Origin of the sequence: Streptomyces sp. AM8-1-1, assembly GCF_032229325.1 — a bacterium.
Taxonomy (GTDB): domain Bacteria; phylum Actinomycetota; class Actinomycetes; order Streptomycetales; family Streptomycetaceae; genus Streptomyces; species Streptomyces achmelvichensis.
In genome coordinates, this window is sequence record NZ_CP135086.1 from 1058785 (window position 1) to 1072644 (window position 13860).

Genomic DNA, 13860 nt, shown 5'->3' on the forward strand with positions numbered 1-13860 from the left:
CGGCTTCTCCTATCCCTTGACCGCTCCGCCGGTCATTCCGGCGGAGACCCGGCTCTGGAGCACCAGGAAGAGGACGAGGACGGGCAGCGCGAAGAGGGTGGAGGCGGCCATGGTGGCGCCCCAGTCGGTGCCGAAGACGTTCGAGAACGAGGAGAGCCAAACCGGGAGGGTGCGGTCGTCCTGGTTCTTGATGATCAGCATGTTGGCGAAGGCGAACTCGTTCCAGGCCGTGATGAAGCCGAACAGCGAGGTGGCGAGCAGCCCGGGGGCGAGCAGCGGCAGCGTCACCCGGCGGAAGGCGGCGGCCCGGGTGCAGCCGTCGACCTGGGCGGCCTCCTCCAGTTCCACGGGGATCGCGGTGAGGAAGCTGCGCAGGGTCACGATGGTGAAGGGCAGCGTGATCATGAAGTAGACGAGGCTCAGGGTGGCGAGCCGGTCGAGCATGTCGGTGTCGCGGGCGATAACGTACATCGGGATGAGCAGCGCCTCCCAGGGCGCGACCTGGGCGATGAAGACCATCAGCACGAAGCCACGGCGGCCCCGCCAGCGCAGCCGGGCCACGGCGAAGGCCGCACCCAGCGCCACGACCAGGGCGAGCAGGACACAACTGGCCGTCACCAGCAGGCTGTTGCGCCAGAAGGACCAGAATCCGTCGGCGTTCACGGCCGCGGAGAAGTGGTCGAGCGTGAGGTCGGTGGGCAGGAACACGGGCGTCTCGGCCTGGATGTCCCGGGTGGGCTTGAAGGCGGTCAGGATCATCCAGTAGACGGGGAAGACGCTGAGGACGAAGACGATCAGCGCCCCCGCGTTCAGGGGGAGCCGGCGCAGTGCGGCGGGTCCGGGTCGCAGGAGTCTCACAGCTCGGCCTCCTGCCGGAACATCTGTCGGAAGTAGAGGATCAGCGCGGCCAGCAGGATGAGCACGGTCAGGGTGGCCGCGGCGGCGCCGAGGTCGTAGCGGTGCAGGGACTGGGCGACCTGGTAGGCGTAGACCGGCAGGGTGGTGGTCGCACCGCCGGGTCCGCCCTTGGTGACGGCCCAGATCTGGGCGAAGCAGCGGAAGACCCAGATGACTTCGAGGCACAGGACGAGCCCGAAGACGGGGCGCAGGACGGGCAGCGTGACGGAGCGGAAGATCCGCCAGCCGCCGGCGCCGTCGATCCTGGCCGATTCGACCAGTTCGGCGGGGACGGTGGTCAGGGCGGCGTGCAGGGTGACGGCCACGAACGGCACGGACTGCCAGACGACCAGCAGGACGAGGATGGTGAAAGCCGAACCGCCGTGCGCGAGCCAGGAGTAGTCCCGGAAGGAGTCGAACCCCAGCCGGACCAGCAGCCAGTTGACCACGCCGAGGCGTGAGGAGAAGAGCCACTGGAAGACGGTGGTGGTGGCGATGACCGGGCTGGCCCAGGCGAGGACCAGTCCGCTCAGCACCAGGATCCGCAGGCCCTTGCGCAGGCGCTGGAGCATCAGGGCCACGACGGTGCCGAGCACCATGATCAGTACGACGTTGAGGGCGGTCCACCACAGCGTGCGCCGCACGACCTCCCAGAAGGCCGTGTCGCCGAGGATCTCCCGGTAGTTCTCCAGGCCCGCGAAGCCGGCGCCGCCGCGGATCAGCTCCGCCATCCCGTAGTGCTGGAAGGAGATGACCAGATTGCGGACCAGGGGGTAGGCGAGGAGGAAGGCCGCGCCGAGGACGGTGGGGGCTATCAGCAGATAGGGCCAGAGGGCTCGGGGGCCGGCCCTCATGAGCCGAGGGTCTTGGTGATGCTGTCGGAGGCTTCCTTCGCCGCCTTCGCCGGGTCGCTGCCGGTCAGAACGGCGGTCATGTACTGCTTGATCGGATTGGTGGCCTCGACGGCCGCCCACTGCGGGGAGTTGGGCGTCGCCCGGCCCTGGGCGGCCGCGGCCGCCATCGCTGCCGTGCCCTCGTTGTCCTCGATGACCTTGGCGAGCGAGGTCCGGTTGGGGACATAACTCATGGTTCTGGCGAGGTCGCTCTGCCACTTCTCCCCCGCGAGCGCCTTCACCACCTGGTAAGCGGCGTCCTGGTGGGCGGAGGCGGCCGGCACGATCAGGTCGGAGCCACCGGTGAAGGTGGCCCCGGGCTTGTCCGCGGTCCGGCCGGGGATCGGGAAGAAGCCGAGCTTGCCGGCGAGCGCCGGATTGGCCTGTTCGACGATCTTCGCCCCGCCGGGCACGGAGATGATCTGGGCCACGTCGCCCTTGGCGAAGACGTCGGCCTGGGGCGGCTTCGCCTCGTCTGAGTCCTTGGGCCCCTTGCCGAGCGCCTGGAGCTGCCGGTAGAAGTCCATGCCCTTCAGGGCCTCGGGACTGTCGAGCGAACCTTTCCAGTTGCCGCCGCTCTCCTCGGCGAGTTCGCCGCCGTCCTCCCAGATGAATCCGGCGAGGGTGTACCAGTTCTGGCCCGGCAGATAGATGCCCTGCACCGGGCCCGCGTTGAGCTTGCGGGTGATCGCCAGCCACTCGTCACGTGTCTTCGGCGGCGCGGTGATGCCGGCCTTGCCGAAGAGGTCCTTGTTGTAGATCACCACACGGTTCGCCGCGTACCAGGGAATGCCGTACTGCTTGCCGTCGACCTTGCCCGGCTCGGCGAGTCCGGGGAGCCAGTCGCCGCCGCGCAGTTCGGTGACCTTGGCGCCGAGGTCGGTCACACCGCCGCTGGCCGCGTACTGCGCGACCTGGGTGTTGCCCACTTCGATGACGTCCGGTGCGTCCTTGCTGGCCAGGGCGGCGGTGACCTTCTCACCGATGCCGTCCCACTCCTGGATCTGGATGTCGAGCGTGGTGCCCCGGTGCTCCTTCTCGAAGCCCTTGGTGAACCGCTGGAGATAGGCGTCGGAGACGCTGTCCTTCATGATCCAGACGGTCAGCCGTTCGTCGCCGCTCGCCGATCCGGAGCCGGAGGACGACGTGCTGCAGGCGGTGAGCGCGGTGGTGGCTGCCAGGACGGCGGCAGCGGCGATGAAGCGAGTCTTCACGGATGTCACCTCGGAGATGAGTTGACCAATTGGTCAACTGGCCAACGGCGTGGCTAGAAGGTGGCATGGACCAATGTTGACGTCAAGAGCCTTGAAAAGCTGGGCCGTTCACGGAGTTGCCCATCGACCCGACGGAGCCTCACTGGTCAGAAAGTCGTTTACCATCTGACCAGTTGTCGACGAGGTGGACCACAGCAGAGAGGCCAGGGCGATGGAACGCAGCACTTCGGGTGCCGTACTGAAGCGGGAGCGGGTACGGGAGTTCCTGCTCGCGCTGGTCGAGGACCGCAGGCCCGGCGATGCCATCCCCTCCGAACGCACCCTCAGCGCCGAACTCGGCGTCTCCCGCCCCACCTTGCGCGCCGCCGTCGACGAACTCGTCGCCACCGGACAACTCGTCCGCGAACACGGCCGCGGCATGTTCGTCGCCCCCGCCAAGATCACTCAGGAACTCGTCTCCGACGACGCCGCGTTCGCCGTGCCGCGCGCCGCGGGCACCTGGTCCAGCACCGTGCTGGAGCTGGCCACCATCCGGGCGGGCGCCCGCATCGGCCGCAAGCTGCGCATCTCACCGGCCGCCGAACTGGTCTACATCGCCCGGCTGCGACGGGTCGACGGGGCTCCGATGGCCATCGAGCATCTGCACATCCCCGCCGGGCTGGTCCCCACCCTCACCCCCCAGGAGCTGGAGGCCGGCGACCTCTACGACCATCTGCGCGAGCATCACCGCGTCTTCGTGAACGAGGCCGTCCAGTCCATCGAGCCGACCGTGGTCAACGAGGCGGAGGCCGCCGTGCTCGACGTCCCGGTCCTCTCCCCCGCACTGCTGGTGGAACGGCTCACCACCGACACCGCCGGAAACCCCGTCGAGTACGTCCACTCCGTCTACCGCGGCGACCGGTACCGCATCGTCTCCCGGCTCGCGCTCGGCACCTCCGTGCCGCGTCCGCGTCCGGAAGGTCATCATCCCGGCATCCCGCCGGGCGACTTCGCGCACGGCGACATCATCAACTCCTCCACCACAGGCGACGCCTACTGAACCGCTGCCGCACCGCGCGTGCCCGCCTCACCCCGGCCGCACCGCGCGTCGCGTGCCGCCCGCACCGCACCTGACGACCCGGACGCCTGCCGACCCGGCGGTGAGTGCCGCCCGCGGGTGCCCGCGGTGCTGCCCGTATCCTCGAAGGCCCACCGCCGGCTCCGCCCCGGACCGGCCCGCAGTTCAGGAGGGCGAGGATGCCCGACACCCGCTCCAGGACGGTGCTCAAGCGGGAGCGGGTGCGCGCGTATCTGCTGGCGCTGGTCGAGGACCGCAGGCCCGGCGACGCCATCCCCTCCGAACGCACCCTCAGCGCCGAACTCGGCGTCTCCCGCCCCACCCTCCGCGCCGCCGTCGACGAACTCGTCGCCACCGGACAACTCGTCCGCGAACACGGCCGCGGCATGTTCGTCGCCCCCGCCAAGATCACCCAGGAACTCGTCTCCGACCGCCATCCCGCCTCGGCGCCGATGCCAACGGGCGCCTGGTCCAGCCGGGTTCTGGAGTTCAGCACGGTGAGCGCGGGCGCCCGGATCGGACGGCGCCTGAAGGTGTCCCCCGCCGACGACCTCGTGTACGTCGCGCGGCTGCGCCTGGTCGACGGCACGCCCATCGCCCTGGAGTTTCTCCACATCCCGGCAGCCCTGGTCCCCGGGCTCACGGCGGAGCAGATGGAGGCGGGCTTCTACACGCACCTCCGCGAGGCGCGCGGAGTACGGACCGCCCAGGCCGTGCAGTCGATCGAGCCGACCGTGCTGAGCGAGGACGAGGCCGTACTGCTGGGTGTGCCGGTGTTCTCCCCCGCCCTTCTGTTCGACCGTGTCACCTCCGACACCGGCGGACGCCCCGTGGAGTACGTACGGTCCCTCTACCGCGGCGACCGGTACCGCATCGTCTCCCGGCTCGCGCTCGGCACCTCGACGGACGACCGTCCTGCCCCCGACGCCTCGCGCACGGCGGCGTGGTGGGGCACGGTGGAGTAACGCATCGAGAGGAGTGCGACACCCATGTCGAATCACACCTACCGGGTCACCGAGATCGTCGGCACCTCCCCCGAAGGGATCGACGCCGCCATCCGCAACGGCATCAAGCGCGCCGGCCAGACCCTCCGAGGGCTCGACTGGTTCGAGGTGACCCAGGTCCGCGGCCACATCGTGGACGGGGAGATCGAGCACTACCAGGTCGGCCTGAAGGTCGGCTTCCGGCTCGAGGAGGGTGCCTGACCGCACCCCGCATCACCGGTTCGGCGGCGGATCAGGTGCGGCCCTCCCGCTCCTGAGCCTCCTTCATCGCCTCGGTCGTACCGGCCGCCCATACGGCCCGTACGACCGGGAAGCCGGCCTTCTCGGCCGCGTCGCACACCAGCTCGTCGTCGTCCACGAGCATCCGGATCTCCCGGTCCCGGCCGAGCCGCCGCAGGATCTGCACCTTGGTGGTGCGGGCGGGCCGGCGGTCGTCGTTGCGCCGCATGTGCACCGGCCCCTCGGGCAGTCCCTGCGCGGCGAGCCACGCCAGCGTGTCCTTGCGGCAGCGTTCCGGCCTGCCCGTGAGGTACACGACGTCGCACTCCTCGGCGGACCGCAGACACAGCTCGACACCCTCGCTCAGCGGCGGATCCTTCGGCGCGGCGGCGAAGAAGGCGTTCCAGTCCCGCGGCTTGCGCTCCAGAAAACGCTGCCGATGCCCGGAGTCGGCAAGGGTTCCGTCGAGGTCGAATACGGCCAGCGGCCTGCTGTTTCGGGTCACGCCCCCACCCTAGGTCGTGTCCGCCCTCCACCGGCGCGGGTCAGCGGTCCCTAGCCCGCCGCCGTGCGCTGCGCCGCGAGCCTCTTCTCGAACCCGTCCAGAATGGCCTCCAGACCGAACGCGAAACTGTCGTCGGGAGCCGCGTTGTACTCGGCCGCCGACGCCCCCTGGAGGCGGGAGCGCAGTCGCGGGTACGTCATGGCGATCTCACTCGCCCGGGCCATGGTGTCGCGCAGCTGCTCCTCCGCGTCGCCACCGCCGCGGTTGAGGCGCCGGGTCAGCGCGATCGTGGCAGAGGCGCCCGCCGCGTTGCCGAGAACGAACATGAAGACGGTGGCGGCCGCCTGATCGGCCTCCGCACCGACGAACCCCGCCTTCTCGTACACGGCGAGGATGTGGTCGTCGTGGCGCGCCTTGCCGGGACCGTAGAGGAGATGACCGGCGAGCGCCTGGACGAGCCAGGGGTGCCTCGCCATCATCGCGTGCTGGCCCGCGGCCATCGCCGTGGCGGCGTTCCGCCAGTCGAGCGAGTCCAGGTCGGGCAGATCGATCTCCTGCCAGACCTCGTCGCCCGCGAGTCTCACGAGGTTGTCCTTGTTCCCGACGTGCCAGTAGACGGCGGTGGCGGCGGAGCCGAGCCGGCCGCCCAGGCTGCGCATGTTGAGGCCGTCCAGCCCTTCGGCGTCCAGCAACTCGATGGCAGCGCGGACGATCTGCTCGGCGGTCAGGGTGTTCCGTGGCATACCGCCCAGCGTAGATGCACTTAGTTCAAGAAGGAGTTCACGGGCCCGAGGAAGACTCTTGCACTTAGTTCAAGTAGGCCGCTAGCCTTCACTTGCACTTAGTTCAAGTCGCCCACGTCCTCGGTTCTCGCCGCCCGTGCGGCCCAGTGAAGGAGACAGTCATGACCCCGATCGCCGCTGCGCTGCAACTGCTCATCGCGACGGCCTTCGTCAGCATCCCGATGGTGCGCGCCCGTTACGGAGCGCGGGCCCAGGCCGCCGCCGAGGCCGAACTGGACCGTCAGGGCGTCCCCGCCACGGTGCTGGCGGAGAACAAGCTGCGGTTCGACGCCGGCGGCCACGAGACGGCCGTCCCCGTCGGCGTCGCTCTGACCCTCGCGGTTCTGGCGGCGCTCAACCTCACCGGGAACGCGTGGGGCGCGACGTCGTCCTGGATCGTCCAGCCGATCGTCCTGCTCGGCAACGTACTGATCCTGCACAGCCAGTTGACCGCCGTCCGGACCGTGCGGGCGCACTTCGCGAAGAGCGGGGACGCCGCCTTGCAGCGCATGGACGTCGTCGCGCTGCTCGACGCCGCCGAGAAGGCCTTCCCCTCCTGGGTGCTGCCCGGCCTGCAGAACGTCCGGCACACCGTCGTGATGGCCGGGTCCATCGCCGTCCTCGTCCTGCTCGCGCTCGCCTGACCCCGGGAATCCTGACGCCCCCACGGCGTTGCACCCTGTGTGAGCTCATGGATCGCATCCACCCGACTGTCCGTACTGGACCGGTCCCGCACCCGCGAGGGGTACGACGGTCCCGCCGCCCTGCGGGACACGGTGTCCCTTGCCCGCGAGCTGGAGACGCTCGGCTACCACCGGTTCTGGGTCTCCGAGCACCACAGCGTGCCCGGGGTGGCCGGCTCCGCGCCGACCGTACTGGCGGCGGCGGTGGCGGCGGCGACCTCCACGATCCGGGTGGGTACCGGCGGGGTGATGCTGCCCAACCACCAACCCCTGGTCGTCGCCGAGCAGTTCGGGGTCCTGGAGTCCCTGTTCCCCGGCCGGATCGACATGGGGCTGGGCCGCTCGGTCGGCTTCACCGACGGCATCCGCAGGGCGCTGGGCCGGGACAAGAAGGACGCGGACGACTTCGCCGGCCGGCTGGAGGAACTGCTCGGATGGTTCACCGGCGAGCAGTCGTCGCATCCTCAGGTGCACGCCCGCCCGGCGGAGGGCCTCCGGGTCCCGCCCTTCGTCCTCGCCACGGGTGAGGGAGCCGCCATCGCGGCGGAGGCCGGACTGCCGATGGTCATCGGCGACCTGCGGAGCCGGGACCGGATGCTGGCCGGCGTCGAACGCTACCGCCAGGGCTTCAGGCCCTCCGTCTGGTCCGAGCGCCCCCATGTGACGATCTCCGGCACGGTCGCGGTCGCCGCGACCGAGGCGGAGGCCCGGCGGCTGCTGATGCCGGAAGCCTGGTCGATGGCGTACTCCCGCACGCACGGCGTCTTTCCCCCGCTCCTTGCGCCCGAGCGGATCGAGGTACTGACCATGACCGCGAAGGAACGGGAGTTCTACGAGTCGGGACTGCGGGGCCACATCGCCGGCACGGAGGATCAGGTCCTCGACGCGCTCGAGTCGGTGGTCAAGGACAGCGCCGCCGACGAGGTGCTGATCACGACCAGTACGTACGACCGCGGGTCACTGCTCGACTCCTACCGCAGGCTCGCGAAGGCGGCCGGTCTCGGCAGGCCTGCTCCTGATGGGGAGCGGTGATCCGTGCGGCGCCGTGCACGGCTACTGGCAGATCACCGTGAAGGCCTTCGCACCCGGCCGGGCACGGAAGACGACCTCGTGTCCGGCGTCATCGGTGAAGACGGCCCGCGTCGCGGACGTCAGCGTCATCCTGCCGCTCTGGTACGGGTTGTCCCATCCTTCGGGCGGCCCGGCCGAGCCGTCGGAGAGGGGCGTCTCGGCCTCGAAGTAGGTGGAGCCGATGCGGGCCTCGCCGATGCCGCAGTGCGTATAGAGCTGGAACGCGATCGTCCGGGCGGACGGAGCGGTGCGGACCGACGGCACGGTGCGGACGGACGGCGTGGTGCGGGCGGACGGGCTCTCCTGTGAGGCCGGTTCGCCGGTGCCGCTACAGGCCGTCAGCAGCAGCGCCGCCAGCACGAGGGTGAATGCGGCCTGTACCGGTTTCTCCGTCATGCCCCTTCGACGCCCGGACCGTGTCGCCGGTTCCGCGGGACGGCGCCTCGGAGCGAGGATGAGCCGGGACGCACGGACCAGCGATACGCGAAGGGCTCAGCCGACATGACAGCACGCCTCCCCCGCCCCTCGGACGTCCCGGACTCCCGTCCTCCCGTGGTCATGTGCGATGAACCCGGCAGCTTCGCCTGGGGAGTACTGCACCGACGCCATCCGGCCCTGATCCAGCAGGTACGCGACGCCTTCCCCTACGCTCCGCGTCAACACCGCGCGCTCGACGCCCTGTTGGCCGAGATCACCGACGGAGTCGTCGAACCGCTGGACGCGACGGCGAAGGATCACGCGCTCTGGGCGGAGCGGGCGGAGCCGTACCTCGGACGGTCGTGGTTCGACGCCCCCTTCCTGTGGGCGGAGAGCTACTTCTACCGCAAGCTCCTCGCGGCCCTCGAATACTTCGGCGAAGGCCCGTGGCAGGGTGTGGACCCGTTCGGCCCCTTCAAGGACGCCGAACTGAGCAGCACCGTCGTGGACGAGGAGCTGCGGGCCCTCGACACACTCGCCGATCTGCCCGCCGAACGGCAGGCGTCCGCACTGCTGCAGGCCTCGCTCTGGGGAAACCGTGCCGACCTCGGCTTCAGCGTGACGGCCGACGAGTCCGCCCGGACCGACACGGATGGCGGTGCTGATGCCGGTGCCGGCCTCGTCGCCGACGACAGTGCGTTGCTGTGGTCGCTGCTGCCCGTGGGAACGCCGGCCACCGTCGCCGTGGTCGCCGACAATGCGGGGCGCGAGCTGATCCCCGACCTCGTCCTCGTCGACCACCTCCTCGAACGCGGTCACGCGACGGACGTCGTCCTGCACGTCAAGCCGTATCCGTACTACGTCTCCGACGCGACGACCACCGATGTCGTCGGCGCTCTCCGGCGGCTCGTCCGGGCGTCCGGCCGGGCCGGCGAGATCGGCAGGCGCCTCTGGACCGCGGCGGGAACCGGACGCCTGGAGGTGCGCGCGCACCCGTTCTTCTGCGCACCGCTTCCGTACGAGGAGATGCCCGAGGATCTCAGGACTCAGTTCGCCTCCGTCACGCTGACGATCCTGAAGGGCGACCTCAACTACCGCCGCCTGGTGGGCGATCGGCTCTGGCCGGCGACGACGCCCTTCGCGGATGTCACGGCGTACTTCCCCGGGTCCGTCGCGGCCCTGCGCACACTGAAGTCGGACGTGATCGTCGGACTGACCGCGGCGATGACCGACGCCCTCGACCGGACGGGCGCGGCCTGGCGCACCAGTGGCACCCACGCCCTGATCCAGGCCCGGCCCGCGCCGGCCGCCACCTCGCGCCGGACCTCGTCCGGGGCGGAGGGCGACCCCGAGGGCCCGGCGTAGGCCGCCTCCGGCGGATCGCGGCACCGCCGGGTCCCGGATGGCGGCGTGACGGGGTGACGGGGACGCTGGAGGCATGCGATGGCGATGGCGTGCGTCCGGTGGTGTGGCGGCCGTGGTGGCCGTGGCCCTGCTGGTCGCGGGCACGCCCGGGGCGCCTGGCGGGGACACCGGGAAGCGGGTGGATATCGGCGGCGGGCGAAGCCTGTACCTGCAGTGCTCGGGTTCGGGGAGCCCGACCGTGGTGCTGCTGTCCGGACTCCACGAGTCCGCCGACCCGTGGTCGCTGTCCGACGTCACCCCGCCCGTGCCGAAGACACCGGTGCTACCGGGCGTGGCCGGGTTCACCCGCGTGTGCACCTACGACCGGCCGGGCACGATCCGCTACACCCAGCCCCCGACACTCACCACCCGCAGCACACCCGTGCGGGGAACCCGGGCTCTGGGCGCCATGGTCCAGGACCTGGACCGCGTCCTGACGGCCGGCCACGTGCCGGGGCCGTACGTGCTGGTGGGGCACTCCTTCGGCAGCATGCTCGCCCTGCGGTACGCACAGGAGCACCCGGAGCAGACCCGCGGGCTGGTCCTGGTCGACGCGCTGGGACCCGCGCTGAAGCCGGCGATGGGGGCCGACTGGCCGGCGTACGTCGAGGCCCTGCGGCATCCCGGTACACCCTTCGACACCGATCCGGACTTCGAGCAGGTGGACATCGACGGCGGGGTGACCGCCATCGAGCGCGGTGGCCCGCTCCCGCCGGTCCCGGTCGCGGTCCTGAGCAAGACGGAACCCTTCGCCGCGCCGCCCACCATGAACAAGCAGTTGCTGGCGAAGCTGGAGGACGCCTGGCCCAAGGCCCAGCAGGCGCTGGTGGCCCTGCGGCCGCAGACTCCGCACCTGCTGGCGACCGGCAGCGACCACTACGTCCAGCTTCACGACCCGGACCTCACGACGGCGGCGATCCGCCTGGTCGCGAACCGCGCCGCTGTCGCCCGCCCGAGCGCGAGCCCCATGAAATGACTCCGGCTCCCGTCACCCGGCTCACCGCGGCCGGCCGGCGGCCCTGCTGACGGGACGCGGTCCGTGCCGGTGGACACGGACCGCGGGGAGGCCTAGGCCGCCGTGTCGTAGGTGTAGTGCGGGGTGTGGTCGAGCATGTCCGCCGGGGTCACGTCGTTCCACGGGCGCATGGTGTCGCGCAGGTCGACGACGTTGGGCGTGCCGGCGGCGGGAAGGTACGGCGAGTCCGGGTGACGGGTCTGCCAGTCGGCCCAGAGCTTGTCGATGAAGGCGTGGTGCAGCCAGAACACCGGGTCGTTGGGCGAGACGCCGGTCCCCATCTGACCGCCGACCCAGACGTGGACGCGGTTGTGCAGATTGACTCCCCGCCAGCCCTCCAGGTGGTTGCGGAAGCTGTTGGACGCGCTGTTCCACGGCGGCGCGTCGTAGACCGGCATGGCGAGCACGGAGTCGACCTCGGCCCGGGTCGGCAGCTGGCGGACACCGACTCCCAGGTCACGGCGCAGATAGCCGCGACCGTCCACCCGGATGCTGACCGGCCAGCGGCCGCCGGAGAAGGCGAACGGACCGTCCATCACCTGGCCGTCCCTGCTGCGGCCGGTGCCACCGAGGAAGTCGGCCGCCCACAGCGACGAGGCGGTGGTGCGGTCCGCGGTCCAGTCCCAGTAGGGCAGGGCCACCGAGGGATCGACGGACTGAAGGGCCTGCTCGAACTGTATGAGGAATCTTCGGTGCCACGGCAGGAAGGACGGCGAACGGTGCCCGACACGGTCACCGGTGTCGGTGTCACCCATGATGAAGGCGTTGTGGGTGGTGACGAAGGTGTCGTACCGGCCGCTGCGCTTGAGTTCCAGCACGGCGTTGGTGAAAGAGCGCTTCTCGTCGGCGGAGAGGATCGCCTGGTTCTTGCGTACGGTCATGGCGGGTCTCCTGGATCAGACGAGGTCGAGGGGCACGAGGTCGGCGCCCTGGAGTTCGGCGACGGCGGCGCGGGCCACGGCGAGCGGGGTCGGGTGCGGCTCGTAGTGGTTGACGACGCTGATCCAGGTGCCGTCGGCGTTGCTCATCACATGCAGTTCCTCGCCGTCGATGTGCACGCGGTAGCCGCCGTGACCCTCGTGGCCCCCCTGGCCGGCGGGAGCCTGGTGACCGCCGTGGCCCCCGTGAGCGCCGTGGCCGCCGTGGCCCCCGTGCGCGGGTGCGCCCTGGATGCGGCGTCCCAGGTAGACCTCGTCGAAGGGTGCGGGACCGTCGGCCGGGCGCTTGGCCCGGCCACCGGCCGGATGCGCTCCATTGCCGGACGAGGCCCGGGCGGCGCCGGTGATCGCGAGGCCGGCAGCCGCGCCCGTGGCAGCGGTCAGGGCCTGGCGGCGGGTGATTCTGGACATGGGTGTCCCCCCAGATATGGCTGTACTTGTGTCGGACGGCGGCCCGTTGGTCAGGCAGACCGCCGTTGCCATGACTACAGGGCGGGATGCCGTGGGCCGAAGTCGGCGGAGGACGGAGGGCCACCATGCGGACATGTCCTGATTCGAAGTGCAGCGTTGAACAGTATTGATCTTGTTCCGCAGCGACCGTCACTTCGGAGGGGAGGCGAACATTCCGCTGTGAACATGCCATTCTTGTGAAGAATTTGCGGCGCAAGGTCGGAAGTTGTGCCGGTCCTCACATCTGAAACATGTCCGGAACATATGCCTGGACGGAGCCGCGGCTCCTCAGCCGAACACGACGGACCAGGGCCTCGGCTCCTGTTCCCCGGGCGGCTCCCCGCCCGCCGACGAGCTCTCGCCGTGCAGCACGCTCGCCGTGTCCCGCGACAGGACACCGGCCGCGATCTCCCCGAAAGCACGCGCCGCCGCGTGCGGCGACCGCCTCGGCCGTACGGCACAGATCCGCTGCGCGAGGGGCCGGTTGGCCAGCGGCCGCCAGGCCACCCTCGGCTCCTTGCGCGCCACCGGCCCCTGATCGAAGGCGACTCCGCAGCCCGCGGACACCAGCCCGATGAGGAACTCCGGGTTGCGCGCGTGCCGGACGCGCCCGGGTACGAAGCCGGCGGCCCGGCAGATGTCGAGCGTCCGGTCGTACCAACCGGGTGCCGACGCCCGCGGAAACAGCACCAGATCCTGGCCCGCCAGATCGGCGAGACCCACTTCGGGAAGCCGGGTGAGCGGCGACGTACGCGGCAGCACCACCCCCAACTCGACCCGGACCTCGGGGCCCAGCAGCAACTCGGTGGCGTCGACCGGCCGGTGCACGAGCCCCGCGTCCAGCCCGCCGGAGGCGAGCAGCCGGAGCTGCTCGTCCGTCGTCACCTCCTGGAGGTCGACCCGTACGCCGGGAAGCCGCTCGGCGCACTCGGCGAGCAGCGCGCCGAGCGCCGCGGCCGGAGTGTCCGGAGGCACACCGGCACGCAGCGTGCCGAGACCGCCGTCGCGGGCCCGTCGGACGAGCGCTCTCGTACGCTCTTCCCGCGCCAGCAAGTCCCGTGCCTCGTCGAGCAGTACGGCGCCGGACGGTGTGAGCCTCACCTGCCGGTGGGTGCGGTCGAAGAGTTCGGCGCCGAGGTCGTCCTCCAGCCGCCGGATCGACCGGCTGAGCGGCGGCTGGGCCATGCCGAGCAGCTCGGCGGCCCGCCCGAAGTGCAGCTCCTCGGCGACGACGACGAAAATGCGCAGGTGGCGCAAGAGATCCACGCCACGAGCCTAGGGCCTGTCCGCTGCGTCTCGTCCGGTTGGCGG

At 70.7% G+C, this 13860-nt stretch carries 16 protein-coding genes; 7 read left to right on the top strand and 9 right to left on the bottom strand.

Annotation, left to right across the window (positions count from 1 at the left end):
* Positions 1-9: 9 nt before the first annotated feature.
* Genes RPQ07_RS04715 through RPQ07_RS04725 form a run of 3 tightly spaced genes read right to left on the bottom strand, consistent with a single transcriptional unit; the run spans position 10 to position 3004 of the window.
* The gene (locus RPQ07_RS04715; RefSeq protein ID WP_383238268.1) at positions 10-858 is read right to left on the bottom strand and encodes a carbohydrate ABC transporter permease; all 849 of its coding nucleotides are present in this window, start codon (positions 856-858) and stop codon (positions 10-12) included.
* Complete coding sequence (locus RPQ07_RS04720; protein ID WP_313942736.1) at positions 855-1751, bottom strand: sugar ABC transporter permease; 897 nt, start codon at positions 1749-1751, stop codon at positions 855-857. The genes RPQ07_RS04715 and RPQ07_RS04720 overlap by 4 nt, the downstream gene beginning before the upstream one ends.
* Positions 1748-3004 carry an extracellular solute-binding protein gene (locus RPQ07_RS04725; protein ID WP_313942737.1) on the bottom strand — a complete coding sequence of 419 codons (1257 nt, stop codon included), beginning with the start codon at positions 3002-3004 and terminating at the stop codon, positions 1748-1750. Before RPQ07_RS04725 ends, RPQ07_RS04720 begins: the two co-directional genes overlap by 4 nt.
* Positions 3005-3215: 211 nt before the next feature.
* Between RPQ07_RS04725 and RPQ07_RS04730 the strand changes: the two genes are divergently transcribed.
* The 3 genes from RPQ07_RS04730 to RPQ07_RS04740 all read left to right on the top strand — a co-directional run bounded on the left by RPQ07_RS04730 (position 3216) and on the right by RPQ07_RS04740 (position 5266).
* Positions 3216-4043 (top strand): GntR family transcriptional regulator, encoded by an 828-nt coding sequence (locus RPQ07_RS04730; protein ID WP_313942738.1) that lies wholly within the window; start codon positions 3216-3218, stop codon positions 4041-4043.
* Positions 4044-4240: 197 nt separating this feature from the next.
* Positions 4241-5026 carry a GntR family transcriptional regulator gene (locus RPQ07_RS04735; RefSeq protein WP_313942739.1) on the top strand — a complete coding sequence of 262 codons (786 nt, stop codon included), beginning with the start codon at positions 4241-4243 and terminating at the stop codon, positions 5024-5026.
* Between the two features lie 24 nt (positions 5027-5050).
* Positions 5051-5266, top strand: a complete 216-nt coding sequence (locus RPQ07_RS04740) for a dodecin (RefSeq protein ID WP_313942740.1) — start codon at positions 5051-5053, stop codon at positions 5264-5266.
* Positions 5267-5297: 31 nt separating this feature from the next.
* Here the strand turns inward: RPQ07_RS04740 and RPQ07_RS04745 are convergent, their stop codons facing one another.
* Positions 5298-5789 carry a hypothetical protein gene (locus RPQ07_RS04745; RefSeq protein ID WP_313942741.1) on the bottom strand — a complete coding sequence of 164 codons (492 nt, stop codon included), beginning with the start codon at positions 5787-5789 and terminating at the stop codon, positions 5298-5300.
* A 50-nt stretch (positions 5790-5839) separates the two neighbouring features.
* Positions 5840-6532: a TetR/AcrR family transcriptional regulator C-terminal domain-containing protein gene (locus tag RPQ07_RS04750; RefSeq protein ID WP_313942742.1), complete on the bottom strand. Its 693-nt coding sequence runs from the start codon at positions 6530-6532 to the stop codon at positions 5840-5842.
* A gap of 161 nt (positions 6533-6693) precedes the next feature.
* Here RPQ07_RS04750 and RPQ07_RS04755 point away from each other — a divergent pair, with 161 nt between their 5' ends.
* Both RPQ07_RS04755 and RPQ07_RS04760 read left to right on the top strand, forming a co-directional pair.
* On the top strand, positions 6694-7215 hold the full coding sequence (locus RPQ07_RS04755; protein ID WP_313942743.1) for a hypothetical protein: 522 nt from the start codon (positions 6694-6696) through the stop codon (positions 7213-7215).
* A 39-nt stretch (positions 7216-7254) separates the two neighbouring features.
* Entirely contained in the window at positions 7255-8286 is a 1032-nt protein-coding gene (locus tag RPQ07_RS04760; RefSeq protein WP_313942744.1) for an MsnO8 family LLM class oxidoreductase, read from the top strand.
* A 21-nt stretch (positions 8287-8307) separates the two neighbouring features.
* Here the strand turns inward: RPQ07_RS04760 and RPQ07_RS04765 are convergent, their stop codons facing one another.
* Positions 8308-8721, bottom strand: a complete 414-nt coding sequence (locus tag RPQ07_RS04765) for a hypothetical protein (RefSeq protein ID WP_313942745.1) — start codon at positions 8719-8721, stop codon at positions 8308-8310.
* A 105-nt stretch (positions 8722-8826) separates the two neighbouring features.
* Between RPQ07_RS04765 and RPQ07_RS04770 the strand changes: the two genes are divergently transcribed.
* Together RPQ07_RS04770 and RPQ07_RS04775 are read left to right on the top strand one after the other, a co-directional pair.
* A complete protein-coding gene (locus RPQ07_RS04770; RefSeq protein ID WP_313942746.1) occupies positions 8827-10107 on the top strand; it encodes a damage-control phosphatase ARMT1 family protein in 1281 nt (426 codons plus the stop codon).
* 73 nt (positions 10108-10180) lie between these two features.
* The gene (locus tag RPQ07_RS04775; RefSeq protein ID WP_313942747.1) at positions 10181-11122 is read left to right on the top strand and encodes an alpha/beta hydrolase; all 942 of its coding nucleotides are present in this window, start codon (positions 10181-10183) and stop codon (positions 11120-11122) included.
* A gap of 92 nt (positions 11123-11214) precedes the next feature.
* Here RPQ07_RS04775 and melC2 read toward each other — a convergent pair whose 3' ends face one another.
* The 3 genes from melC2 to RPQ07_RS04790 all read right to left on the bottom strand — a co-directional run bounded on the left by melC2 (position 11215) and on the right by RPQ07_RS04790 (position 13815).
* Positions 11215-12042, bottom strand: a complete 828-nt coding sequence (gene melC2 / locus RPQ07_RS04780) for a tyrosinase MelC2 (RefSeq protein WP_313942748.1) — start codon at positions 12040-12042, stop codon at positions 11215-11217.
* A gap of 15 nt (positions 12043-12057) precedes the next feature.
* Positions 12058-12510 carry a tyrosinase family oxidase copper chaperone gene (locus RPQ07_RS04785; RefSeq protein ID WP_313942749.1) on the bottom strand — a complete coding sequence of 151 codons (453 nt, stop codon included), beginning with the start codon at positions 12508-12510 and terminating at the stop codon, positions 12058-12060.
* 327 nt (positions 12511-12837) lie between these two features.
* The gene (locus tag RPQ07_RS04790) at positions 12838-13815 is read right to left on the bottom strand and encodes a LysR family transcriptional regulator (RefSeq protein WP_313942750.1); all 978 of its coding nucleotides are present in this window, start codon (positions 13813-13815) and stop codon (positions 12838-12840) included.
* Positions 13816-13860: the final 45 nt, after the last annotated feature.